The organism is Streptosporangium sp. CA-115845 (assembly GCF_050943795.1).
GTDB lineage: Bacteria > Actinomycetota > Actinomycetes > Streptosporangiales > Streptosporangiaceae > Streptosporangium.
On record NZ_CP191988.1, the window covers coordinates 2,648,801 to 2,671,541 of the forward strand.

Sequence of the window (22,741 nt, forward strand, 5' to 3'; positions counted from 1 at the left end):
GAGTTGACGTCCGAGGCGTCCTGGGGTCTCCTGCTGCGATGTCTGATCTTCGCATCCAGCAGCCGGACGGCGACGCCACGCTCAAAGACTGGCAGTACGCCCACAACGTGATCATTCCTACCCACTCCCTCTCTCTGGACGAGGTACGGGAACGTGCCCAGCGCAACCACCTGGAGATCGCGTACCTCGGTGACGATCTCGTGGGCTGCAGTACGGTGCGCCCGCCGACGGACGAAACACTGACGGCCACAGTCATCGCCCGCGTGCTCGCCGCTCACCGCAGGCGGGGGTTCGGCGAGGAACTGTATGCGCGCGGGCTCAACCAGGCCCGGGAACTGGGGGCCAAGGTGATCGAGACCGTCGTCCTGTCCTCCAACGAGGACGGACTGCGGTTTGCGCTGAAGCACGGCTTTGTCGAGATCGATCGATACCTGCTGCCCGGAGACGCCATCCCCTGGATCGACTTGCGGCTCTCCTGACTGGAACAGACCCGATGTGGCCTCACGGCCTGATCCGCACTGTCCCTCCAGAAGAGCCGCACCCATTGAAGCTCCTACCTCATTTTCCATGTGCGGGTTAGGCGTTGCTGCTTCGTGGCGAGTGCTGGACTTCGAGGTCGTTCATCTGGGTCAGCAGGTCCTGGGCGTTTCTGGCTTCGAGGGGGCCGGGGGCGTTGGGGAGCCAGGTGGGGAAGGCCCAGTAGCGGCGGGCCCAGCGGCGCCAGAGGATGACCCAGCCGGGGTGGCGAGACTCCAGGTCGCGGGCCAGGTCGGTGGCATTGTCCGTGTTCGCCGCGGGTTTCGTGGCAGGGAGGTCGGTACGTACGAGGTCTGCTCCGCGACGGTGGCGGCCTTTGGGGTTTGCTGATGCGGTCACGGGAACCGGTGCTTTCCGTGGTGGCTTGGGGTGGGGAGGCCGGCGTCCCGGACGAGGGTGGGATCAGGTCCGTGGACGCCGGCCCCGGTACGGTCCACGCCTGGTACGGGGGAGTCGTCGGCGTGGACCGGCTCCGGGGTCAGCGGGATCGGGGGGATCCCGTCCGCCCGGAGGTCGGGGGAGGTCAGGGCTGGGTGGGGAGGTCGAACCAGACGCCGGTGCCGAGTTGTCCGGTGCCGCACAGGCGGGTCCATTGGGTGCCGCAGCGGCCGTGGGTGAGTTCGGTGACGATGCGCAGGCCCCGGCCGCCGAGTTCGAGGTCGTCGAGGCGTTCGGGCAGGGGGAGTGGGCGGTGCAGGAGGTGTTCGATGAGGGTGGTTCCGGCTCCGGCGTCGACGACCTCGGCGCGGATGGGCAGACCGTGGTCGTGTAGCAGGCGAAGTTCGTAGGGGCCGGGGGCGTAGCGGGTGGCGTTGGTGACCAGTTCGGAGACCACGATCTCCAGCTCGTCGAGCACATCGGCGGCCAGGGGCAGCTTGGCCAGCTGGTCACGGAACAGCTCCCGGGCCCGCCGGGCCGCACTGCCTGAAGGTAGGCACCAGGCGGTCATCCGGAAGCGGTTGTGGGGTCTGCCGTACTCGCCGGGGTCCGGAACGTGCTCGATGAGCATCGTTGCTCCTAACGGGTGGGACTGGGGGCGGCCCTGCGATCAGGTCGGCAGATGCTCGGCGGGCTCGCTTGGGTTTCGCCCTCGGATACCAGTCCCTTTCAACGGTCAGCAAGATCGAGAACGGACTGCAGGGACTCAAGATCCAGCAGCTTCCCCACTTCTTCGAGGTCTTCGGCATCACCGACCCCGCCCTGCGGGAAGAACTCCGCGACCTCGTACGCCGGGCCGGCGAAGCCGACTGGTGGCAGCGCTACGAAGGCGTGGTCGACGACCCGCTCGGCGACTACCTCTCCCAGGTGGAGAGCGCCAGCGGCCTGTTCGTCTTCAACCCCCTCGCCATTCACGGACTGCTCCAGACCCCCGAGTACGCCCGCGCGGTGACCGAGGGCAGCAGAGTCTGGAAGACGCCAGAAGACCAGGTGACCATGAGAAGCTCCCGGACATCGCCCAGGACCCGGTAGCCGGGCCAGCGCATCACGTCGAAAGGGAAGCCCTCGATGGCCGGCCGGCGGGCTACCGCGACTTCCTTCTGAGCATCATCTATGTACGCCGCCGTCCGACCGATGCGCGCGACCACGGGTGAAGCCAGGCGGTAGACCGCGTTCTCCCCGAGCCGGATCATCGGTCTTTGTGACTGGCTGCCTCCGTGACTCTCTTCCTTTGTGAGTCGTTGTTCCACTGGTCATCTGGGCCTCCTACGGTCCTGGCATGATCCGTAGGCTTCTGGCCGCGGCGCTGGCGGTCCTCGCGACCGGCACCGTCGCCGTTGTGCTGCAACAACCCGAACCCGCGACCGCCGAGCCCCGAGGCCGCGAACCCGTCATCGTCGGCCACCGGGGCGCCAGTGCGCACCGGCCCGAGCACACCCTGCTCTCCTACGAGACCGCCATCGCGCTCGGCGCCGACTACATCGAGCCCGACCTGGTCTCGACGAAGGACCACGTGCTGGTCGCCAGGCACGAGAACGAGATCGGCGGCACCACGGACGTCGAGAACCACCCCGAGTTCGCGGGGCGCCGTACGACCAAGACCATCGACGGCGTCTCGATCACCGGCTGGTTCACCGAGGACTTCACGCTCGCCGAGCTGAAGACCCTCAGGGCCGAGGAGCGCATCTCCGACCTGCGTCCGGACAACACCGCCTTCAACGGCCTCGCGGAGATTCCGACCTTCGACGAGGTCGTCGCGCTCGCCAAGCGGAGCGGGGTCGGGGTCTACCCCGAGACCAAGCACCCGAGCTACTTCGACTCCATCGGGCTCTCTCTGGAGGAGCCGCTGCTGGAGGTGCTCGACCGGCACGGCTGGCGCGGGAGCCGGGACCCGGTCTTCATCCAGTCCTTCGAGACCGCCAACCTACGCGAGCTGAGCAAGAAGACCAGGCTGCCGCTGGTCCAGCTGATCAACGCCGCCGGTGCCCCGTACGACTGGACAGCGGCCGGAGACCCGCGTACCTACGACACCATGGTCACTCCTGCGGGGCCGCGCGATGTGGCGAGCTACGCGGACGGCGTCGGTGTCGACACCAGGCGGATCGTGCCCGTCGGCCCCGACGGCCGCCTCCTGCAGCCCTCCCCGCTCATCCGGGACGCTCACCGGGCCGGCCTGGCAGTCCACACCTGGACCATCAGGAATGAGAACTCGCAGCTCCCGGTGGACTTCCGGTTCGGGAACCCGGCGAGCCCGGCCTTCCCGCGAGCCACCGGCAACGTGATGGGCTGGCTGGAGAAGCTCTACTCCCTCGGCGTCGACGGCGTTTTCGCCGACGACCCGGGCATGGCCAACGCGGTCAGGGAGCGTGTCTTCTAGAACCAACGCCGTTCGGTCAGGTGTGGGTTCTGTCAGTCGAGAGTCACCGGTAGGCAGAGCAGCGGAGCTGCCGTAGAAGAGGTCTGTCACTCCAAGGCGTCCTCACCACGGGAGCTCCGCTCCCTCCGCCCGGGCGGCACCGTCGCCGCTCCTCATTCGCGGCGTTCGGGGGCGCTGAGAACGTCGGCGAGGTCGTCCACCGACAGTCCCTGGCCCGGCTTCGCCTTGGGCGCGGTGATCGTCATCGGCTTGTCCCAGTTCCGGTACTGCGTGGCCAGGTGCCCCCGCAGGATCCGGTCGTGTCCGAGCCCCGGGACCTCGGGCCGCGGGTGCGCGTAGAACCGCCAGCCGACCCGGTACGGCCATCCGCGGTCGTCGTACATGTACGTCCATGTCACCTCGGACGTCCCGAGGGCCGAGGTCCCCGCGGCCTCGCGGAAGCTGGGCGAGACGCGATAGAGCTCCTTGAGCGTGATCGTCCCGGTCAGGGTGTAAATCCGCTGCTTGCGGCCGGTGGTGTGGTCCTTGAGCCATGGTGCGACGCTCTTGCGGCTCTTGATGGACAGCAGCCTGCGCAGCGTGGCCGGCTCCAGGACATTGATGAGCTGATCGCCGTACGCGGCGGCGGCGCCGCCGGCCCGGCCGGTGCGCACCCAGGTCTTCGCCCCCGGCGCGAGCTGGTACTGCCAGCCGCCCACGCTGATCGTGCGCAGCGTCCCCACCGTACGGAGCACACCGGCGAAGTAGGGGTCGTTGGGGGCCTCCTCCACCATCAGCTCCTTGTTGCTCACACTGAGCTGCCGAACGTGCTCCGAGGCGATCACACCGGCCTGCCCCAGCTTGACCTTGCCGGTTCCGCGCACTCCCATACCGCTCCCGATGAAGGTGCGCCTGCCGTTGCTCAGTTGCACCTCCTTGGACAGGTCTGTGGAGGCCTGGCCGTAGAACTCGGTCGTCGCGCCGGCGCCGCGGGCGAGCAGCGAACGCAGGCCCGCCACCGGGTCGGGTTCGGCTGTCTGGGCGTGGGCGGTGGTGGGAGCGGCGGTCACGAGAGCTAAGGCGATGATGAGGGGGTGCATGCCGTACATCCTGGTGGTGAGTGAAGATCAAGTTTGGGTGGAGTGAATCTAGCGTGTGATCACGCCAATGGGCGTAACGGAGGCTTTCACGGCCTCCAGCAGCCGGAACGGGCGGCCGGCATTCGGTTACTGTTGCTCCGCATGACGCATGCCGAGATCGAGATCACCGCGGAGCTGGTGCGGGACCTGCTGCACGACCAGCACCCCGACCTGGCCGATTACCCTGTGCGGCTCGGCGCGCGTGGCTGGGACAACCAGCTATGGCGGCTCGGCGACGACCTCGCCGTCAGGTTGCCCTGGGCGACGGAGTCCGCGGACGCGTTGCTGCACAAGGAGCACACCTGGCTGCCCGCTCTTGCCCCTCGCCTTCCACTGCCGGTTCCCGTCCCGCAGCGCCTCGGCGAGCCCTCCGCGCGGTTTCCGCGGCCCTGGATCGTCACCACCTGGGTGCCGGGCGAGCCTGCCGACCGCGCCCCCGTCACGCGCGCCGCGGAGGCGGCCACCGCCCTGGCCGCCTTCCTGACGGCACTTCACCAACCTGCCCCCGATGAGGCGCCCGCCGGCCGGGGACGCGGGGGGCCGCTGGCCGACCACTCCGAGGGTTTCGCCAAGCAGCTCGCCTCGGCCACCGAGCTGGGGCTGATCCCCGACCCGGACGCCGTCCGCGCGGTCTGGGATGACGCCGCCGCCGCGCCCGGCTGGACCGGCCCGGCGCTATGGCTCCACGGCGACCTGCATCCGGCCAACGTCCTCACCGCGGACGGCACGATCTGTGGCGTGATCGACTTCGGCGACCTCTGCGCGGGCGACCCGGCCTGCGACCTCGCCGCCGCTTGGATTCTGCTGCCGGACGACACCGCCGACCGCCTCCATGCCGCCTACCGGCCGGCCCCGGACGCCGCGACCCTGCGCCGCGCCCGCGGATGGGCGGTGGGACGCGCCCTCAGCGGCATCCTCATCGGCGAAGCCGGCGTCCGCGGCCGCCCAGGCGGCAAAGCCACATGGGGCCCACCCGCGCACGCCGCACTGCGACGCCTCATCGCTGATCAACCGCTCCCTACGCGCCGCTCATAGCGGGCTGAGAGAAGCGAAGGACTTCTACCGATCCAGGCGACATAGCGCTGTGCAAGAGCGCTATTGAGGCCGTCTGGGGGGAACGCTACCGTTGTTCGAGTGCTCGGCGGCCTGGGTTTTGAGGTGGCGAAACCAAGGCAGGCCGCCAAAGTGGCCCGATCGTCGCGAGGTTGCTCAGCGCCTACTTCCCACGGCGTTGACCACAAATCGAGTCGGGTTAGCCGTCGATGTCCGGTAAAGCGCAACATGCCAGGGTGTCGTACTCAGCGGTAGGCAGGCCTGTGATGCGATGTCAGTCTTCTGGAAGCGGTCGTACGCTGAAAGGAATGCTGGATAGCTCTTCGTCGTTCGCGGTGAAGATCCATTTGTAGTGATGGCCTGGATTCAAGGGCGGGGGCGGCACGCTCACCGTGAAGCTGGTTTGCAAGCCCGTCTTCTGTAGGACTTCATCGACTTCCGCCTGTGCTGCCTTGTCCAGGCCGACACTCCCACCAAACTGAATCGGCCTGTCCCCTTCCGGGGACGGTGTTGTAACTGATTTACCGTCCTCGTCGACCAGGAAAAGACTGAATTCGTGCGGCGAACTTGCTTCATCCCAGGACAGTCGAAGAAAGACGGCAACCGTCATAGCTGGAATAATGGGACCGGTTACCGACCATCCTGCGCCAAGCATATGGATTTTTCCGGTAACCGAGTCGCGCTGAGCGGAATCGCATAGTAGAAGGAACGCCTGCACTATGCGCTCCTTCGAGTAATGATGGCCGTGATGCCTGTTGTGCCACTTTGCGCCGCCGCCGTCGATGTTTCTCCTCCGGCATCCTTCATGCGAACTATGAGTGAGGAAGGCGCCTGGGTCGCGGGTTCCTTGGCAGTGGTCATGCAGACCGTGTGGCGAACTTCGGCTCCGATGGCAAGGGCGTACCGGCGAATCGTGGAAAGATGTGGATCTCCCCCGATGCGCTCGAAGTCGGAAACGGACGGCTGGCTGCGCCCCATGCGGCTCGCCACATCCGACTGAGAGAGGCCGAGCTGCTTGCGCGTCGTAACAAGAGCTTCAATCAGCTGCATGTCACGCTCAATGGCGGCGCTCTCCCGGCGCACGGCAGGGTCGTCTAGATCGATGCCCAGCAGATCGGCGATGTGCTGATCCATCATGACCTCCTCATATCGGGTTCACCTTATATCCTGCCTCGCCACTCGGCTAGCCGATCCCGAGCGACTTCCATGGCTCGGTCTTGAGCTCCAGAGCTTCCCTTCATGTGGAACTTGAGACCGAGAAGGACATGTTCTCCCCGGGGGTTGACGGCGTAGTACAGGCGGTACTCGTTCGTCTCGTAGGTGAGCCGAGCCTCGTGTAGCCCTTTGCCCAGGTGCTTGGTGTCGCGTCGAAGCGTCGTGCCATCCGAGATGCGCCGCATGAGGTTCCCTAGCTCCAGCCTCGGCGGCTTGCCCTGCAAGACCTCGTGGATCTCCTTGCTGACCACATCAGATCCAGAAGCTGTGGTATAGAACTGCCACGTTGACCTCGGTCTGTCCTGCACGCATGCACCTTTGCCTACGTTTGGCTATCGATGGTGAATGAACCTACATGGTTTGAAGTGCATTTTCTCTCCGACTCGGGGAGTTCGCTTTTGTGGGTGTAGATCATACGGCTCGGACAGTAGGGGTTGAGGCCCGAATTGTGTCAAAAGTCCGAAAGTAAGGCGATTGGTGTCTGTTGGGCTATATAGATGAGAAAAATGGTAGAGCGACGTTTAGGGAAAAGGTCTTCGCGCTTGCGGTTGCTGGAGCAGGGAATGTCGCCGCCTCGGAAGTCATCGCCAGCCGCTTGGAGCACGGCGGCAAGACTCCCACCGAGGAAGAGCTTCGGGTCTAGTGTCGGATCTGCGACACCGAGGACCAGATCCCGGAAACTTATCGGTCTGGATGAGGGGCCGCTTCCACGTCAGCGCTTCCGGGGAAAGTGCTGTGCCGACCCTTCGGCCTTTCCTAGCTGGGACCTTTGCCCCCTTGGTCATACACGTCGTTCATCTGGGCCAGTAGGTCCTGGACATTTCTGGCTTCGATGGGGCCGGGGGCGTTGGGGAGCCAGGTCGGGAAGGCCCAGTAGCGGCGGGCCCAGCGGCGCCAGAGGATGACCCAGCCGAGGTGGCGGGCTTCCAGGTCGTGGGCCAGGTCGGTGGTGTTGTCCGTGCTCGTCGCAGGTCCCGGGGTGGGGAGGTCGGGTACGGGGGCCGCTCCGCGACGGCGGCGGCCTCGGGGGCGGAGGGGTTCGTTTGCTGGCACGACCATGAGAACCGGTGCTTTCCGTCGTGGTGGAAGTAGGAAGGCCGGCGTCCCGGACAGGGGTGGGATCGGGTCCGCGGACGCCGGCCTTTTTGTGCGGCCCACGCTCGGCACGGGGGAGCCGTCGGCGTGGACCGGCTCCGGGGTCAGGGGGATCGGGGGACGATCCCGTCTGCCCGGAGGTCGGGGGAGTTCAGGGTTGGTGTGGCCGGGTGGTGAGGTCGAACCAGACGGCGGTGCCGAGTTGTCCGGTGCCGCACAGGCGGGTCCATTGGGTGCCGCAGTGGCCGTGGGTGAGTTCGTGACGATGTGCAGGCCCCGGCCGTCGGGTTCGAGGTCGTCGAGGTGTTCGGGGATGGTCGGTGGGCGGTGTAGGAGGTGGTGGATGAGGGTGGTTCCCGCTCCGGCGTCGACGACCTCTGCTCTGACCGGGAGGCCGTGGTCGTGCAGGAGGCGTAGTTCGTAGGGGGCGGGGGCGTAGCGGGTGGCGTTGGTGACGAGTTCGGAGATGACGATCTCCAGGTCGTCGAGCACGTCGGGGTCCATGAGCTGTTTGGCCAACTGGTCGCGGAACAGCTCCCGGGCGCGCCGGGCGGCGTTGTCGGGGGGTAGGCACCAGGCGGTCATCCGGAAGCGTCCCAACGGCTTACCGTATTCGTCGAAGGGCTGGGTAAGAGCGCTGACGCGTCCCATCGAGGTAAGAGGATCTTTGTTCAGAGATCCGTCCATGGACGGCCGGAAATTCGGAGAATTCACTGGTTCATGCCACCCCTTCTTTTCTCGTTGCCGTAGACCAGGCCGGTAATCCCCGCTTGACTGGACAACACAAGAGTGCGCCTTTTCGGGGGCCTGCCGCAGCGCGCTCAAGGGGGCGCAAATGTGCACTCGGGAGGAGGAGGAATGGCGGAGCGGATATCCAATGACCGATTGGCCCGACTTGTCAAAGAAGCCGGGTTTTCTCGTAAATCGTTTGCCCGTGCGATCCGAGATGCCTCGGAGAACGCCGGAACTCCCATCAACTGTGATCACACGTCGGTGAGTCGGTGGCTGAACGGTATGCAGCCTCGCGGCGACACCACAGGGCTGATCATCGCGACGTTGAGCCGAGCCCTGGGACGTACGGTCACCCTCCCCGACACCGGTCTGGCATCCTCAGTCAAGCTGCCGGTGGACCTGGGATTGGCCTACCCCGAAGCGCTAGCCGAGGGGGTGGAGGCGGTCACGCGACTGTGGCAGGCCGACCTCAACGGGGCATCGGTCGTCCTCGACGGACAAATCAACGCACGAGCATGGAACGACGCTTCCCTGACCTGGCTCCTCGCGACGCCGCTGTCCACTGATGAAAGAGAATCTCGGATAGGCGAGGCAGACATAGCGCGATTTCGCGCCACGGTTGACCTGTTTGCGCAGCTGGACAATCGGTTCGGCGGGGAGCATGCGAGACGTTCTTTCATCCACTATCTGAATACGGACACCACCCGCCTTCTACGTGGTCGGACTTCGGAGAAGACGAGCCCTCGTCTCGTCTCCGTAGTGGCCGAAGCCACTCTTCTGGCAGCCTGGATGTCATACGACAGCGGCCTGCATGCTCTGGCCCAGCGCTACTTCATCCAAGCCCTCGGCCTGGCGCAGGCGGCAGACGACCGGCTGCTGGCCGCCGGTGTTCTCGATGCCATGAGCCACCAGGCCACCTTCGTCGGCCGATATCGCGAAGCCGTCAACCTGGCCCGAGCAGCCCGCCAGGGAACAGCAGGGGTGGCCACTCCGACGTTGACAGCGCACTTCCACACGATGGAGGCCCGAGCGCTGGCACGTCTGGGCGATGCCCCTGCCTGTGATCGTGCTCTGACTCAGGCCGTACGGGAGTTCGAGCGGCGAAACCCCGACGACGACCCGGACTGGATCGGCTACTTCGACGAGGCCGAACTCGCCGCCGAGTTCGGCCATTGCTTTCGTGACCTGGGACGTCCGGTGGCGGCCAGCCAGTACGTGACCCCGAGCGTCAAGGCCGACCGGGATGGCGAGTATCTGCGAAGCGACTTCTTCGCCGCGATGGTTCTCGCGGACGCACAGCTCGGCGCGGGAGAAGTCGGACAGGCATGCCTGGCCGCCCTGGTCGCAATGAAAGCTGGCGAGCAGCTACGCTCTGCCCGCTGTGCGAGCTATTTTCGTGAGTTCTCGGTGCGGCTCACGCCGACGGTCACCTCCGTGGAACTCGGCGACTTTTTCGAACAGGCTGCGGCTTTCTCTTTGTGGCAGCAGGTGACGACGGCTCAGTAGGGCTCCCAATCGTCTCGCCCAGCGCCGGTCCTCAACGCTCGGATCCGCTTGCGCACCTCTGCGGCGGCCCGTTCGTCCTGACCTGCCTTCTGGCTGAGCCAGGTGACCATGAGGAACTCCCGGACATCGCCCAGGACCCGGTAGCCGGGCCAGCGCATCACGTCGAAGCCGTAAGCCTGGGTGTAGGCGTCGTACTCCTGGGCGGTGTGCCAGCCGAAGCGCTCGTAGTAGATCGCGGTGAGGACGAGATCCCACTCGCGAGGTCCCAGCGCGAAGCCGTCCAGGTCGAGCAGCACCGGGCGCCCCGTACGGTCGCGGATGACGTTGCCCACGCTCGCATCCCCATGGATCACACCCTGGGGAAGCTCGAAACTCAGCGCCGCGTATTCATCGCGTAGTCGAGCGAGTCGCTCGCGTAGGAATGCGGCGTCCCCGGGGCTGAACCAGTCGTTGTCCTCGATCCGGCGCTCCGCCCGCGCGAAGGGCTCCAGCCGGGGGAGCCGCAACCCTGCTGGCGTTCTCATCGTGTGGAGCCTGGCGAGCAGGGTGCCCAGCTCAGCGGGCGAGGCGTAGTCCTCGACCTCGGAGATGGACTCCCAGAACGTGACAACACGTCCGTCCAGGATGAGGGGTTGATCGAGGGAGAGCGCGCGCACAACGGGGAAGCCCTCGGTGGTCAGCCAGTCGGCTACCGCGACTTCCTTCTGAGCATCATGTATGTACGCCACCGTCCGACCGATGCGTACGATCACGGATGAAGCCAGGCGGTAGACCGCGTTCTCCCCGAGCCGGATCAACCGGGCGTTCGACGGATCAAGTCCGACTCGGGTGCATGCCCGCAGAAGTGTGGCCTTGGTGCTCTCAGAGGTGAAGGGAGATCCGGGGCGATCAGCGGGCGATACAGCCGTTCGACTCTCGGTCATGAACCGAACGCTATCCCCTGCCCTGGGAGCAGACTCCAGCACTCACATGTTGACGGCGCGACTCAAAGTAGATCACGTACGTGCTGGATGAACCTGGGCCACTCGCCTGGTCGGGTGCTGCTGTGCTTGTTGTGCTTCAGGGTCAGTTCCAGGGTCTTCTTGAGGGGGACCGGCGACTGCATGATGGCTTCGTTTCGCTGTGCCAGCCTGGTCATCTCCTCTCGCGTGGGCGGCCGGTTGCTCTTTGGGCCGTTGCAGCGCGCGTGGGTGGGGGCCAGGTTCCAGACCGCGTCCAGGTCCAGAGGCGCGTCCTGCTCTCCGGAGCGGAGAAGTCTCATGAACGAGTAGGGGAACACATGGTCGACGGCGATGTCGTCCTCGCCCGGCGTGATGGGTTCCGTGCAGATCAGGCAGAGGCCGCGCTGGAAGCCGATGACCGCGTCTGTGACGCCGGTGACCGATCGGCGGCGCTGCCTGTCGGTGATCTGCAGGGTGGTCATGTCCACGGCCACACCCTCATCGATCAGGCTCTGGCCGATCCCGATGGCGAAGGACGTCTCCACGATGCTCCAGCGGGCTGCCAGCTCGCCTCGTAGGGTCGGGGCCTGCTCCGACTGGGCGATGTCGCGGAGTTCCCTGCTCAGCCGGACGACCTGTTCGGGGGAGCGTCCGGTCACCTCGTAGAAGCGATGTGGCACCTCCGCTCCTCCGCTGGGCAGGTTGTGGAACTTCTGCATCACCATCCCGGGCATGCTCCGGATGGCCGCTGCCAGCAGTTTCTCGGTGGGGCTGCCGAGTCTGAGCGACTCGGCAGCCTCTCGCTCGGCCACCGAGAGGAAGTCCGATTCTCCCCGCTCCGCGCGCAGGCGCATCTGCGGTGCCTGGCCGATGTGCCGTACCAGTCCCATCGCGTACGGCACCGCCAGGTCGCGGAGCAGGATCTCCGACCGGCCTTCGGCGGCGGCGTCCAGGAGCGCGGAGCCGAGGGCGAACTTGTAGGTGCGGGTGTTCGCCCCTATCAGTACGGCCATGCGCCACGAGGAGCGTGGGCTCTGTTCCCAGTGAGAGAAATCCATCCGCCATCCTTGGGGGGTATTTGCCGAAATACAGGCCATTTTCACCGCTCGTGCTGGGAAACGCGCACGGCGGAGGAGCCCGGTAGTCTCGGGGCTTTCCGAAGGAAGCCGTACGTGTGCGAAGGAGTGCTCTGAGGTGGGGAAACTCGTGCGGGACAGGATTCCGGAGATCATTCGGGAGCACGGCAGGGAGCCGGTGGTGACCGTGCTCGGCGAGGACGACTACCGCGCGGCGCTGCTGGAGAAGCTGTTCGAGGAGGCGGCGGAGCTGCGCGAGGCTTCGGTGACCGAAGTGGCGGAGGAGATCGCCGACGTGCTCGAAGTGCTGCGGGCCGTCGCCAAGGTGCACGGGCACGAGTGGGCGGACATCGAGAAGGTCGCCGAGGCCAAGCGGGCCGCGCGGGGGGCGTTCCTCGGACGTGTCTACCTCGAAGGATGACGGTGATCGGGGCAACCTATGGTCCTTCCTCCCATCTCTAACGCGGCCCTTCGGAGTCCGGCGAATGATCAAAAATGGGTTGATCTTCTCGGTAGGGTGAACGCAGGTGCCGGTTCGAAACCGAGCCGTTCTGCGTGGGGGCCGTAGCGCAGTTGGCCGTCGCGCTTTCTCTGACAGGGAAAGAGAATCCAGCCGGCCCCACCCCCGGGAGGATGACGTGGACTCCGAGACCGTCTGGACGGTCCTGCGAGCGCTTGGCGAGGCCAGGCGGCTCCCGCTGGACGATCCGGATCGCAGGTGGATCGCGCACGCGGCGCTCGCACTGGTCCGTGACGGGCAGCAGCGCCGCAGGCAGGAGCGTGATCATGCCGCGAAGGAGGCCGACGCCGCGGTGCTGGCGGCCACCGCGATGGGCAGTCCGGACCGGGTGATCGACGTTCCCCTCTCGGAGAGAGCGGTGGGAGAGCCGGCCGGAGAGCTGTGCAGGGCGCGACGCTGCTACGTTTGCAAGGAGCGCTTCACCCGGGTGGGCAGCCTGTATCACCTGCTCTGCCCCTCGTGCGCGGCCTTCAACGCGGCCCGTCGTACGGCCCGTACCGACCTGTCGGGGCGGCGGGCGCTGGTCACCGGGGGGCGGACGAAGATAGGGCATCAGCTCGCGCTGAAGATGCTCCGTGACGGCGCCCATGTCACGGTGACCACCCGTTTTCCGGCCGACGCGGTCAGCAGGTTCGCGGCGGCCGGTGACTGGGGCGGGCGCCTGGAGGTCGTGGGGATCGATCTGTGCGACCCTCGCCAGGTCATCGCGCTCGCTGACCGGTTCCTGGCGGCCGGGGATCCGCTGGACATCCTGGTCAACAATGCCGCGCAGACCCTGCGTCGGCCGCCGTCGGCCTACACCGCCCTGCTAGAGGGGGAGCGGGCCGGGCTTCCGCCGGGGGCGTCGACGGTGCCGGGGTTCACGCCGGGTCCTACGGTGCGACTCTCCGGTGCCGGGAACCGGGGTCCGTCGGGTCTTCCGATGCCGCCTTCCGATGATGAGGGCTGGGGTCTGCCGGGTCTTTCGCTGTCGTCGCCAAGTGACGGGCTCCGGGATCTGTCGGGTCTTCCGGTGCCGTCAGGTGACGGGGCTTGGGATCTGCCAGGTCTTCCTGTATCTCCTTTCGGGGATGAGACCCTCTCGACTTCCGTGGACGAGGCCAAGCGACTGTCGGTCCCGCCTTCCGGGGATGTGAATCTGGGAGTGCCGGACGCGTCCGGTCTGCTGCCGGATATGTCGGTGCGTAACTCCTGGTCGGTGCGGATCGGTGAGGTGAACCCGGCCGAGCTGCTGGAGGTCCAGCTGGTCAACGCGGTCGCGCCGTTCCTGCTGATCGACCGGCTGCTGCCGTTGCTGCTCGCCGCGCCCTTCTCGCGCCGGTACGTCGTGAACGTGTCGGCGGTGGAGGGACAGTTCGCGGTGCCGAACAAGACCGGCCGTCACCCGCACACCAACATGGCCAAGGCCGGGCTGAACATGCTGACCCGTACCAGCGCCGCCGATCTGGCACGGCAGGGTGTGTACATGTGCAGCGTGGACACCGGCTGGATCACCGACGAGAACCCGGTGCCGGTGCGGGAGTGGCTCGACCGCCGGACGCCGCTGGACGTCATCGACGGTGCCGCGCGGGTCTACGACCCGATCGTGCGCGGCGAGGCGGGCGACCCGGTGCACGGCGTCTTCCTCAAGGACTACGCGCAGGCACCGTGGTAGGCGGACCTCATGACCGGGATCGTACGGAGGTGTCTCTGGACGCGGGCGGGCTCGCGAACCGTCTGGTTCAAGCCATTCCGCGGCTGGCGACATGGTCGCGATCAAGTTATCGTGGCTTCACTTCCCCAATCTGAGGGCTACCGTGACGACCTCTTCCAGGGACGACAACTCGAGCTCGCCCAGGTCCACTTCCCACTCACCGACGGTTCCGCAGACCGTACCCGCGCTTCCAGGGTTGCTCGCGGAAAGCGCGGCGCATTTCGCCTCCCTCGCGCCGCGCACCTGCGGCGAGACCGGCAACGGATCCTGCGCCTGGTATCACGGCAGTTGGCAGTGCTTCCGCCTCATCGATCTGGTCTCCAACCCAGACTGGCACGCGGAGTTCTACCAGCGCTGGCTGCCACCCGCCACGGCGCCGGCAGAGGTAAGGGCTCTGGTCTCTGGCACCTCCGACTACACGATGCCGGCCTACGTGCTGGATGCCCTGGGCGAGGCGAGGCGATCGGTGACCGTCGTGGACAGGTGCCCTACTCCGCTGATCGCGTGCGAGTGGATGGCCGAACGGCTGGGTGTCGCCCTCGCCACGGAGCACGCCGACGTGCGCGACTTCCGGCACGGCGAGTTCGACCTCGTGTGCTCCGACTCCTTCCTGTCCCGATCCAACGGCGAGAGCCGGTCGGCGCTCCTCGACGCCTGGCACGCGTTACTGGCCCCCGGCGGTAGAGCCGTCACCACGATCCGGGTGCTCGACCCCGATATCCCGGTTGACCGCCGGGAAACACTGGTCGATTCCTTCGTCCAGACTGCGGTCGCTTCGTGGGAGCCGTTCCAGCGGGACACGAGAATTCCGATCCCAACCGTCGCACGGCTGGCCGAGGAGTACGCCGCACACGCGGTCGACTATGAGCTCGACACTTCCGAAGGCGTCAGAAAAGCGCTGGACGAACGCTTCCGGATCGTGCACTGGGAAACGGCCGACTCACCGAACGGGGCCTGGCGCGGGCGTTATGTTCGGGTGGTTCTCCAGAAGTCCTGATCGCGGCCGAAATGGAAGCGCATCGCGTTCCGCTGTATCTCCAGAATCTCGTCCCAACCGAGACCTAAGATCCGGGAAGCCAGCTGGAGTTCGTCGTCGAGCGTGCACCCGGTCTCCACAGGGATGTCGGTGTTGAAGCAGATCGGCACCCCGTGTTCCACATATGCCGTCACCGGATGCTCACCGGGCGACTTCACCGCGCCAAGTGCGAGGTTCGAGGTGAGCGAGACCTCGACCATGATGCCGTCCCCGGCGAGCCGGCGCAGCAGGGCTGTACTCTTCCCCGCGGCCACCGCGTGGCCGATGCGCTGAGCGCCGAGCTCGTCCACCGCACGCCACACGTCGGTAGCGGTGCCGAACTCCCCGGCGTGCACGGCCAGGCCGAGAGTCTCACGGGCGGCGAAAAACAGCGAGCGTACCGATGAGATATCCCACGGCCGCCGCTCATCCCCGGCGAGGTCCAATCCCACGACCACTGGCGGCAGCGTGCCCAGCACGGTGTCGTGAATCTCACGTATGAACTTGTCCGGGCAACCGCGGACGATGACCAGAACCACCCGGATCCGCGGCTCGGAAAGCGGCCAAAGAACCGCCTGAAGCTCACCGAGCAACCGCCCCCAGCTCGCCCCGTCGCGGATGAACCGCTCAGGAGACAGCCGCATCTCCACATAGTCGACGCCTTGACCGCGCTGTTCGGCGTGCAATGCGAGCAGGTAGTCACGCAGGTCCGTCAGCTTCGTACGCGGGCGATCCGTCCTGTCGACCCGGCGGAAGGCGAAGAATTCGTCGCCATTGACCGACGTGTGCTTGCGCCCTACCTCCATCTGTTTCCGGATCGACGGTTCCAGATGGAGGTGCAGGTGCGGAATCATTCAGCTGCCTTCCGCAGCAGCACCTTCACCCAGCTCGTGACCTCCCCGGAGGAGTCAGGCTCATCGCCCGTCCAGGTCTCGAGCACCTCAAACCCGACGTCCATCGCGATCTCGGTCAGTGTCTCCGCTCGATAGAAGAAGAAGTGAAGCAGTCGCTCCGAAGCGCCGTAAGCCTCACGGGTGTCGCGTCCACTCCCTTCCTTGACAGACGCGTACATCACACCCCCTGGCCTGAGTACCCGGAAGAACTCCTCGAAGGCAACCTCGACATCCGACTGATCCAAATGCAGAAGTACGGCTGAGCACCACACTCCGCCCACCGACTCCGCTTCCAGCGGCAGCGCCCTGATGTCGCCGAGCATCGGCCTGATCCGGTCGTTCTTGGGAAGGGCCGCCACGAAGTCGGGACAGGCATCGAGCGCGATGACATCTCGGCCGAGCTTGGCGAAGAGCAGTGAGTCACGCCCTCCTCCCGCTCCAGCGTCGAGAATGCTGCCCTCGGCCAGATCGGAGAGCCGGGCAATCTCATCCTTCAGCACCGAGTTCTTCGGAAACACACTGGTGCGCCGGACGTAGTCCGAGGCCATCGCGGAATATCCGAGAAGGGTCTCGTGCAGCTGGGACCCTTCGTGCGTCAAGTCCCGTCGAAGCACGTCCATGGTGCTGGTCACCGTCTCCAGTTGCGGATAGATCAGCCAATCCCACTTGTCGGCGACATCCAGCATGCTCGCCCATCTCTGCCGGGCGAACTGCGAAGGCAGTTCAGGGTTCACCAGAATTCTCCCTTCCTGACCGGCGAGCGAGCAGTAGTAATAGTTTTGCCCCCGGACCGCAGCTGAACGCAAGGCATCCAGCCCTTCGACAGCCTCGCTCCCCGGTGCCACGAACTCCGCCCCTTCCCGGCCAGGCGGATACGGGAAGAGGTGGATATGCGCGTGGGCGATGCACGCCTTCGATGACCCCGCCAACCCGGACGACCCGTGCTCCACCAGTGCGACGCGGCAACCGAATCTCCGCCGCACGATCACGGCGAGTTCCCGGGCCACCCTGTAGGCGTGGGCGAGGTCCTGCAGATCGAGTTCCCCCACGCTCTCGACGTGCTGCCTGGGCAGAACCAGGAGATAGCCGGGCGCGAGCGCGCCAAGTCCTGCTATCACATCCACCACCGAGGTTCGGTGCACCAGCCGGGAAAAGAACGGGCTGGTCGGCCCTGTGGCCGAACCTCCCGTAACCGCGACTCCGGCCAGGACCTCCACACATAGCTCGCAGTCCAGCGCAACAGGGTTCTCAGCCACTCTTATCCTGCTCCCGACGCCTTCGGATGGTGTCCCACGAGATCTGAAAGACCATCAGGAGTACTGGCAACGCCATCGCCAGCAGGAATTCATTCAGCGTCAACGTCCCCATGTTGAGTAGCAGCGCGAAGATCGTGACAGCGACGATGCTGACGGCCCAGAGCAGAATCTTGGCCTGTCGCATCGCGAGCCACCATCCATGCAGCCTTGTCCGGAAAAGCGTTCGTACTCCGACCTTCCGCCCCTGTTCTGAGGAGAAGACGAGGGCGCAGCCCGGCGAGATCAGCTTCACACTGCCCTTATCGGTGACGAAGAGTGCGGAGCGCAGCGCTGACAACGCCGCCACATAAGGCCAGATGGCCCAGACCGACTGCCGCTCGGGGCTGCGCGGCAATTCCCAGTGCCCGTCGCGCTGCTGATCTCTCATCATCACGGCAGCCGCCTGGAAGATCCGGGGATTAAGCGGGTCGACACCGGCGGACAGCAACGCGATGACCGCCACGGGGCCGGCGAAGTGGGGAAGGGAGTTCTGGAAGACAAGGTTGGCGCCGTCTCGGATATACGGGACGTTGAACTCCTCGACCTGAGTTGACCTCTCAACGTGTTGGAACGTGGCAAGTCGCTGGAGAATCCAGTCCATGCACTTCGCCCGCTTTTCCTCTTCCAGTCCGCCCGGCACCTGGCTCAGCGCCCATAGGGCGATGCTGGTGTGCAGCAGGGTGGGCTCTTTGCCGGGCAGTGGTCCCCAGGCCGACAGTTGGGAATTCTGTGCCTTGATCAACCAGCTCACACCGCCCGCGATGACCTCCGGGTCGCCGCCGGACTCCTGCATCGCGAGCGTGGCGAGTGCGGTATGGAAGACTCTCGACGGCTCGTTGAGATGAGAGCCCCAACCACGGTCGGGATTCTGATTGCGCTTGAGCCATTCGACTCCACCGCGTAAGGCGTCAACCACCTTGAGGTCGGCTACCCCCCGCCGGCTCAGGGCTCGAACCACCCACGCGGTGGCCTCCAGAACGGCGAATCCCTCGGTGGTGCGGACCGACCAGCCACCCAGTTCGCCCTCGGGCGTCCGCTCTTGCTCGCTGAGCAGATAGCGCAACACTTCGGCGGTGCAGTCGAAATGGCTGCCGACCAGATCGAAGGTGAACAGCCCCACTGCAGAAGCGGTGACACCCGGCTGCAAGTCGTCAAGATAGTGATACCAGCCGCCGGAGCCGTCAGGGTTCGACCGGTACGTTTTACTCAGGCAGGAGAGCGCACCATTAAGAGACCTGGAAATGTCCACGCTCGAAAGATCAGTCGATTCGGGCACCAGCACCTCCTGTCGCGTCCTCCTGGTCCGTCCATCGACACGGTCGCCGGATAGAGAGGTCCTCAAGCAGAACAGGCCGCGGCGCGTTCCCGTCAGGTGGTCTCGATCTTGATCTTTCTCGGAAACCGGCCGGTCGTCAAGCCCGCCGGTAAAAGTCTGCCTGGCAACTTGGAGGACGTCAGATGCCGTTCGTAAGTCCCGCCGCCACGCACCCGGCTCCCTGCGGAGCTTGAGAAGAACGATCAGGGGAGATGGGAGGGCGGCGTGACGCTTCTCCTGTCGGAGGCTCCTTCGAAAGCGGTGAGGCGTCCGGCAGATCAACCGTGGGAGCCGGTGGCGGGAAAACCGGTCGCCGGTCAGGGGGGCCTGCTTCTACGCTTAATACCCATGACCGTCGAGTGGGCCCCGCTGAGCAAGGGTGACGTCGAGGCGTGGGCGGAGTTGCTGACGGCGATCGATGAGGTGGACCAGGTCGGGGGGAGAAGCGACGCGGACGACCTCGCCGAGGAGCTCGTCAACCCGCTGCTCGATCCCGTCGCGGGCACGTTGGGGGCGTGGGAGTCCGGCCGGCTGGTCGCGTACGGGGTGACCATGGCTCGGGCCGCGGCCGAGCCGGTGCATCGGATGAGTCTGTGGGGCGGGGTGCGTCCGGAGTATCGGCGCCGGGGGCTGGGGGGTCACCTGCTGGAGTGGGCGATCGGCAACACCCCGGTGCTGCACGAGCGCCACTTTCCCGGGCGGCCGCTCGAACTCCATGTCGAGGTGGACACTCGCAACGAGGGCTTGCGGGCGCTGGTCGCCGGGGCCGGGATGGAGCCGGCCCGGTGGTTCTACGGGATGGCCCTCGACCTGGGCGCCGAACTGCCGGAGGTCTCGCCGCCGGATGGGCTCCGGATCGTCACCTACCGGGACGAGCTGGAGGACGCCGTCCGGGAGGTGCGTAACCGCTCGTTCGTCGACCACTGGGGGAGCGTCCAGCACACCGCGGAGTCCTGGCGGAACACCGTCGTCGGGGTGAAGGTGTTCCGGCCGGATGGGTCCTTCGTCGCGCTGGACGCGTCGGGGGAGAGCGTGGGCGTGCTGCTCACCCACTATTTCGAGGCCGACACCGAGGCGACCGGGGTCCGTGAGGCGTGGATCCAGATCATCGGCACCCTGCGCGAGTGGCGCGGGCGCGGGGTGGCGAGCGCGCTGCTCGCGCACGCGCTGGCCGAGTTCCGTACGCAGGGGTACGACAAGGCAGGGCTGGGGGTGGACGCGGACAACCCGACCGGGGCTCTGGGCATCTACACCCGCACCGGGTTCGAGATCGCGCACCGTACAGTCGACTACGCGCTCCCGCTGGTTCCCGCGGTGGCGTGACGACCGCCGTCGAGGAACGACCCGGCGTACCAGCGGCACCGGCAGGCGGCGTCACTGGTACGCGACTCCCGATACGACGCGGTCGCCGAGCCCGCGAGCCGGATCCTCGGGGCCGATGACCGCGAGGTGCTGGGCCTGCTCGGGCAACTCGTCGGCCTCCTGTTCGACGGAGGCGACTATCGGCAGGCCGCACTCGATGACCTGACCAGGCTCTACGGCCCAGATCATGCCGCGACCGCACGGGTGGGGGAGGTCCTGGCCGGGCGGCCGGCGCGTGCACCTCGGTGTGCAGGGCTGAATAGGCAGAATGGCAGGCAAAGCCCTTGCTTGGGATGAAGGCGGCGGGCAACGGGAAGATGATCCCGACAACAAATGAATAGTGCACAATTAGCCTTCGGCTGGGGTGTTCCGACTGCCTGTCGAACGAAGCTCAATAGGGGATTTATGGAGGATTTGCCCATATTTCGTAACGAAAGGCACTTTTTGCGAGCTAAGGTCGGTTCGGTGGGAGATGGCCAGGGCTCACATATGCCTATCGGCCATGTTTTCGTGCGCGTTGGGGTGTGAGATACGTGGAGTCCTCTCTCCGGTGGGTGCCTCCAGGGGGTGGGGTGAATATCGCCGATGTCGATATTCCCGGAGGGATGCTGTATCTCGGTCCCGGTGTGAAACCCCTGTTCGAGGTCGGTGTCGAGCCATCAGCGATCGATCCACACTTTCCGGTCGATCTGCAGCACCCTGACTGGACCACAGTAGTGACCGGATGGCCCTCGTACTCGTGGATGTCCCCGCAGTCACGCGCGGCCTACCTGCTCTGGCTGGCAGAAGGGCGCGAGCGTCAAGGGGTATCGAACATGTTCGTGTTGGTCTACCTCTCTGGATTGGAACGGCGAGTGGTGACTGACCTGGCCAGGGGCCGGTCCAACATGGCCGAGATCCCGATCATTCGTGGGGAGGTGCAGCGACTTCTCTCCATCTATCCGAACCTTCGAGGACGGTTGCAGAAGCTGGACAAGCTTCTCCATATCCTCTCGGCGCTGCTCGAGAACCTTGCCCCGCCGCCGGCCCGCACCGAGCGCGCCGTGATGAGACTCAAGGTGAGACTGGCGAGATTCGCAGCCGAGAGGCAGCCGATTCCCGCTGATTGGGCGTTGAGTTGGGTCCGTTCGCGCAAGGATCACGGACCGTGGCCTGCCGCGACCTCATGCGCTCAGGAGTTCGCCACTCTGTTCCGGGTACGGTACGCCGCACGATATGGCCAGGGGCTGATTGCACAGTCTGGCGATCGTGCAGTCGGGATGATCTACGACCCGGTTGGCATGTCCTTCCCACGCCCCATGGGCCTGTCGCTGACCGGACTTCCCGACATATTCGACCAGGCAGCGATCACCAAGAAGCTCGCAGCGCTGGGGGATGAGTGCGCTGCGGAGCTCGATCCGTATCACCGGTTCGTCAAGCGAGTACAGGGCGGCGGTGGGACGTTGCGTGGTCAGGCCCTGCTGCCGATCGACCTGGTGGACGTCTCCTCCGGGTCTGTGGCCACCCTTGCTGATTGGGCGCGTCAGCGTCTGGGCGGCAACGAGAACACGTCCGTTCTCGTCGCCGAGTTCGCCGAGGCGGTTGGCGAACTCGGCGGGGATCTCAAGAACGATTCCGTTGGCCTGGTGACGGTGCTCGACCGGGCGGGAGTGGGGGTCGAACCCGACCCCCGTTTCGGAGGGCAGCTTCCCTTTACGGGGTCCATCGTGCTGTTCGCGAGCGAATGGTCGAACGTCGAGGCATCAAATATCTCCGACATGGCCAGGCTGCGTCTCTTCCTGGCCGTCCTCATCGGTTCCGCGGACGGAAGCATCAACAGGCAGGAGCGGAGCCACCTGAGCGATCACATCGACTCGATGCCTGGTCTCCCCGAGGGCGAACGGCGGCGCCTGCATGCACATCTTTGCTGGCTCGCGGAGACAAAGGTCACGTTGAAGGACCTGTGCGGCGATGTCGAGAAGATCCCGAAGAGGGAGCGACCCTCGGTGGCCGCCTTCCTGGCCAGGGTGGCGGTCGTTGACGGTCCTGCCACGCCCGAGGAGGTGGTCGCTCTCACCGAGATTTACCTGCTGCTCGGTCTGAAACCGGCCCATGTGCTGCGCTACCTCAAGGCGGCGACTCCCATCGATCCCGTGACGGTCCGCCCGGCGCGGTCCGGACAGGGCTACGTCATTCCCCGGCCACCAGAGGACACGCCCACTCCGCAGCCTGAGCCGGTGGTCCGGCTCGACCCGAAGGCGGTCAAGCGGAAGATCGACGAGACGGTCCAGGTTGATGATCTGCTGAAAACGATCTTTACGGATGAGGACGAGCCGCCTGCTCCGCAGGTCGTGCCTGGGTTGGACGAGGCCCATGTGGGGCTCCTACGGGCGCTTGCCGAAGTGGAGGAGCTGTCCCGGAGCCGTTTCCAGCAGCTCGCGGGCGCCTGGAACCTGCTTCCCGACGGTGCGCTCGACCGCCTCAACGAGGCCGCCTACGAGCTGGCGGGCGAACCGTTGCTGGAAGGAGACGACCTGATCATGGTGAATCCGGATGTGCTGGGAGAGATGCTGACGTGACC

Annotated in this window: 23 protein-coding genes; 10 read left to right on the plus strand and 13 right to left on the minus strand. The window is 65.9% G+C overall.

Annotated features, from left to right (window positions below):
- The first annotated feature begins 38 nt into the window (after positions 1 to 38).
- Positions 39 to 479, plus strand: coding sequence for a GNAT family N-acetyltransferase (locus ACQP0P_RS14270; protein WP_433376092.1), 441 nt, complete (start codon positions 39 to 41; stop codon positions 477 to 479).
- Positions 480 to 576: 97 nt separating this feature from the next.
- Here the strand turns inward: ACQP0P_RS14270 and ACQP0P_RS14275 are convergent, their stop codons facing one another.
- Together ACQP0P_RS14275 and ACQP0P_RS14280 are read right to left on the minus strand one after the other, a co-directional pair.
- Positions 577 to 876 (minus strand): hypothetical protein, encoded by a 300-nt coding sequence (locus ACQP0P_RS14275; RefSeq protein WP_433376095.1) that lies wholly within the window; start codon positions 874 to 876, stop codon positions 577 to 579.
- Between the two features lie 184 nt (positions 877 to 1,060).
- A complete protein-coding gene (locus tag ACQP0P_RS14280; protein ID WP_433376098.1) occupies positions 1,061 to 1,546 on the minus strand; it encodes an ATP-binding protein in 486 nt (161 codons plus the stop codon).
- 68 nt (positions 1,547 to 1,614) lie between these two features.
- Here ACQP0P_RS14280 and ACQP0P_RS14285 point away from each other — a divergent pair, with 68 nt between their 5' ends.
- Together ACQP0P_RS14285 and ACQP0P_RS14290 are read left to right on the plus strand one after the other, a co-directional pair.
- Positions 1,615 to 2,007, plus strand: a complete 393-nt coding sequence (locus ACQP0P_RS14285) for a Scr1 family TA system antitoxin-like transcriptional regulator (RefSeq protein ID WP_433376101.1) — start codon at positions 1,615 to 1,617, stop codon at positions 2,005 to 2,007.
- 247 nt (positions 2,008 to 2,254) lie between these two features.
- Positions 2,255 to 3,352 (plus strand): glycerophosphodiester phosphodiesterase, encoded by a 1,098-nt coding sequence (locus tag ACQP0P_RS14290; RefSeq protein ID WP_433376104.1) that lies wholly within the window; start codon positions 2,255 to 2,257, stop codon positions 3,350 to 3,352.
- 152 nt (positions 3,353 to 3,504) lie between these two features.
- Here ACQP0P_RS14290 and ACQP0P_RS14295 read toward each other — a convergent pair whose 3' ends face one another.
- On the minus strand, positions 3,505 to 4,431 hold the full coding sequence (locus tag ACQP0P_RS14295) for a hypothetical protein (protein WP_433376107.1): 927 nt from the start codon (positions 4,429 to 4,431) through the stop codon (positions 3,505 to 3,507).
- 141 nt (positions 4,432 to 4,572) lie between these two features.
- Between ACQP0P_RS14295 and ACQP0P_RS14300 the strand changes: the two genes are divergently transcribed.
- Positions 4,573 to 5,505, plus strand: a complete 933-nt coding sequence (locus ACQP0P_RS14300; protein WP_433376110.1) for an aminoglycoside phosphotransferase family protein — start codon at positions 4,573 to 4,575, stop codon at positions 5,503 to 5,505.
- 292 nt (positions 5,506 to 5,797) lie between these two features.
- On the opposite strand, the gene ACQP0P_RS14305 is transcribed toward ACQP0P_RS14300, so the two are convergent.
- The 4 genes from ACQP0P_RS14305 to ACQP0P_RS14320 form a co-directional block, all read right to left on the minus strand.
- Positions 5,798 to 6,178: a hypothetical protein gene (locus ACQP0P_RS14305; RefSeq protein ID WP_433381865.1), complete on the minus strand. Its 381-nt coding sequence runs from the start codon at positions 6,176 to 6,178 to the stop codon at positions 5,798 to 5,800.
- 62 nt (positions 6,179 to 6,240) lie between these two features.
- Positions 6,241 to 6,660 (minus strand): helix-turn-helix domain-containing protein, encoded by a 420-nt coding sequence (locus ACQP0P_RS14310; protein WP_433376113.1) that lies wholly within the window; start codon positions 6,658 to 6,660, stop codon positions 6,241 to 6,243.
- Between the two features lie 23 nt (positions 6,661 to 6,683).
- Positions 6,684 to 6,989 (minus strand): hypothetical protein, encoded by a 306-nt coding sequence (locus ACQP0P_RS14315; RefSeq protein ID WP_433376116.1) that lies wholly within the window; start codon positions 6,987 to 6,989, stop codon positions 6,684 to 6,686.
- A gap of 505 nt (positions 6,990 to 7,494) precedes the next feature.
- On the minus strand, positions 7,495 to 8,484 hold the full coding sequence (locus tag ACQP0P_RS14320; protein WP_433376119.1) for an ATP-binding protein: 990 nt from the start codon (positions 8,482 to 8,484) through the stop codon (positions 7,495 to 7,497).
- 207 nt (positions 8,485 to 8,691) lie between these two features.
- Here ACQP0P_RS14320 and ACQP0P_RS14325 point away from each other — a divergent pair, with 207 nt between their 5' ends.
- The gene (locus ACQP0P_RS14325) at positions 8,692 to 10,071 is read left to right on the plus strand and encodes a hypothetical protein (RefSeq protein ID WP_433376122.1); all 1,380 of its coding nucleotides are present in this window, start codon (positions 8,692 to 8,694) and stop codon (positions 10,069 to 10,071) included.
- Here the strand turns inward: ACQP0P_RS14325 and ACQP0P_RS14330 are convergent.
- Entirely contained in the window at positions 10,065 to 10,799 is a 735-nt protein-coding gene (locus tag ACQP0P_RS14330; RefSeq protein ID WP_433376125.1) for a phosphotransferase enzyme family protein, read from the minus strand. The genes ACQP0P_RS14325 and ACQP0P_RS14330 overlap by 7 nt on opposite strands.
- A 257-nt stretch (positions 10,800 to 11,056) precedes the next feature.
- The gene (locus tag ACQP0P_RS14335; RefSeq protein ID WP_433376128.1) at positions 11,057 to 12,070 is read right to left on the minus strand and encodes a hypothetical protein; all 1,014 of its coding nucleotides are present in this window, start codon (positions 12,068 to 12,070) and stop codon (positions 11,057 to 11,059) included.
- A gap of 136 nt (positions 12,071 to 12,206) precedes the next feature.
- On the opposite strand from ACQP0P_RS14335, the gene ACQP0P_RS14340 reads away from it, so the two are divergent.
- From ACQP0P_RS14340 to ACQP0P_RS14350, 3 genes are all read left to right on the plus strand, one after another.
- Entirely contained in the window at positions 12,207 to 12,509 is a 303-nt protein-coding gene (locus ACQP0P_RS14340; RefSeq protein WP_433376131.1) for a nucleoside triphosphate pyrophosphohydrolase, read from the plus strand.
- Between the two features lie 217 nt (positions 12,510 to 12,726).
- Positions 12,727 to 14,262 carry an SDR family NAD(P)-dependent oxidoreductase gene (locus ACQP0P_RS14345; protein ID WP_433376134.1) on the plus strand — a complete coding sequence of 512 codons (1,536 nt, stop codon included), beginning with the start codon at positions 12,727 to 12,729 and terminating at the stop codon, positions 14,260 to 14,262.
- Positions 14,263 to 14,497: 235 nt separating this feature from the next.
- Positions 14,498 to 15,298 (plus strand): class I SAM-dependent methyltransferase, encoded by an 801-nt coding sequence (locus ACQP0P_RS14350; protein ID WP_433376137.1) that lies wholly within the window; start codon positions 14,498 to 14,500, stop codon positions 15,296 to 15,298.
- Here the strand turns inward: ACQP0P_RS14350 and ACQP0P_RS14355 are convergent.
- The 3 genes from ACQP0P_RS14355 to ACQP0P_RS14365 are packed head-to-tail and all read right to left on the minus strand — an operon-like array spanning position 15,268 to position 18,780.
- Positions 15,268 to 16,170 (minus strand): adenosine deaminase family protein, encoded by a 903-nt coding sequence (locus ACQP0P_RS14355; RefSeq protein WP_433376140.1) that lies wholly within the window; start codon positions 16,168 to 16,170, stop codon positions 15,268 to 15,270. The two genes, ACQP0P_RS14350 and ACQP0P_RS14355, sit on opposite strands and share 31 nt — an antisense overlap.
- Positions 16,167 to 17,465: a methyltransferase domain-containing protein gene (locus tag ACQP0P_RS14360; protein ID WP_433376143.1), complete on the minus strand. Its 1,299-nt coding sequence runs from the start codon at positions 17,463 to 17,465 to the stop codon at positions 16,167 to 16,169. Before ACQP0P_RS14360 ends, ACQP0P_RS14355 begins: the two co-directional genes overlap by 4 nt.
- Positions 17,458 to 18,780: a prenyltransferase/squalene oxidase repeat-containing protein gene (locus tag ACQP0P_RS14365; protein WP_433376146.1), complete on the minus strand. Its 1,323-nt coding sequence runs from the start codon at positions 18,778 to 18,780 to the stop codon at positions 17,458 to 17,460. The genes ACQP0P_RS14360 and ACQP0P_RS14365 overlap by 8 nt, the downstream gene beginning before the upstream one ends.
- A gap of 387 nt (positions 18,781 to 19,167) precedes the next feature.
- Here ACQP0P_RS14365 and ACQP0P_RS14370 point away from each other — a divergent pair, with 387 nt between their 5' ends.
- Positions 19,168 to 20,142: a GNAT family N-acetyltransferase gene (locus ACQP0P_RS14370; RefSeq protein WP_433376149.1), complete on the plus strand. Its 975-nt coding sequence runs from the start codon at positions 19,168 to 19,170 to the stop codon at positions 20,140 to 20,142.
- Positions 20,143 to 20,193: 51 nt separating this feature from the next.
- On the opposite strand, the gene ACQP0P_RS14375 is transcribed toward ACQP0P_RS14370, so the two are convergent.
- Entirely contained in the window at positions 20,194 to 20,370 is a 177-nt protein-coding gene (locus ACQP0P_RS14375; RefSeq protein ID WP_433376152.1) for a hypothetical protein, read from the minus strand.
- Positions 20,371 to 20,753: 383 nt separating this feature from the next.
- Here ACQP0P_RS14375 and ACQP0P_RS14380 point away from each other — a divergent pair, with 383 nt between their 5' ends.
- Positions 20,754 to 22,739 carry a TerB N-terminal domain-containing protein gene (locus tag ACQP0P_RS14380; RefSeq protein WP_433376155.1) on the plus strand — a complete coding sequence of 662 codons (1,986 nt, stop codon included), beginning with the start codon at positions 20,754 to 20,756 and terminating at the stop codon, positions 22,737 to 22,739.
- Positions 22,740 to 22,741 lie beyond the last annotated feature (2 nt).

Coding starts and splice junctions, on each gene's coding strand:
- ACQP0P_RS14270 (WP_433376092.1), top strand. CDS start 39: ATGTCTGATCTTCGCATCCAGCAGCCGGACGGCGACGCCACGCTCAAA.
- ACQP0P_RS14280 (WP_433376098.1), bottom strand. CDS start 1,546: ATGCTCATCGAGCACGTTCCGGACCCCGGCGAGTACGGCAGACCCCAC.
- ACQP0P_RS14290 (WP_433376104.1), top strand. CDS start 2,255: ATGATCCGTAGGCTTCTGGCCGCGGCGCTGGCGGTCCTCGCGACCGGC.
- ACQP0P_RS14295 (WP_433376107.1), bottom strand. CDS start 4,431: ATGCACCCCCTCATCATCGCCTTAGCTCTCGTGACCGCCGCTCCCACC.
- ACQP0P_RS14300 (WP_433376110.1), top strand. CDS start 4,573: ATGACGCATGCCGAGATCGAGATCACCGCGGAGCTGGTGCGGGACCTG.
- ACQP0P_RS14305 (WP_433381865.1), bottom strand. CDS start 6,178: ATGCTTGGCGCAGGATGGTCGGTAACCGGTCCCATTATTCCAGCTATG.
- ACQP0P_RS14310 (WP_433376113.1), bottom strand. CDS start 6,660: ATGATGGATCAGCACATCGCCGATCTGCTGGGCATCGATCTAGACGAC.
- ACQP0P_RS14320 (WP_433376119.1), bottom strand. CDS start 8,484: ATGGGACGCGTCAGCGCTCTTACCCAGCCCTTCGACGAATACGGTAAG.
- ACQP0P_RS14325 (WP_433376122.1), top strand. CDS start 8,692: ATGGCGGAGCGGATATCCAATGACCGATTGGCCCGACTTGTCAAAGAA.
- ACQP0P_RS14335 (WP_433376128.1), bottom strand. CDS start 12,070: ATGGATTTCTCTCACTGGGAACAGAGCCCACGCTCCTCGTGGCGCATG.
- ACQP0P_RS14355 (WP_433376140.1), bottom strand. CDS start 16,170: ATGATTCCGCACCTGCACCTCCATCTGGAACCGTCGATCCGGAAACAG.
- ACQP0P_RS14370 (WP_433376149.1), top strand. CDS start 19,168: ATGACCGTCGAGTGGGCCCCGCTGAGCAAGGGTGACGTCGAGGCGTGG.
- ACQP0P_RS14375 (WP_433376152.1), bottom strand. CDS start 20,370: ATGATCTGGGCCGTAGAGCCTGGTCAGGTCATCGAGTGCGGCCTGCCG.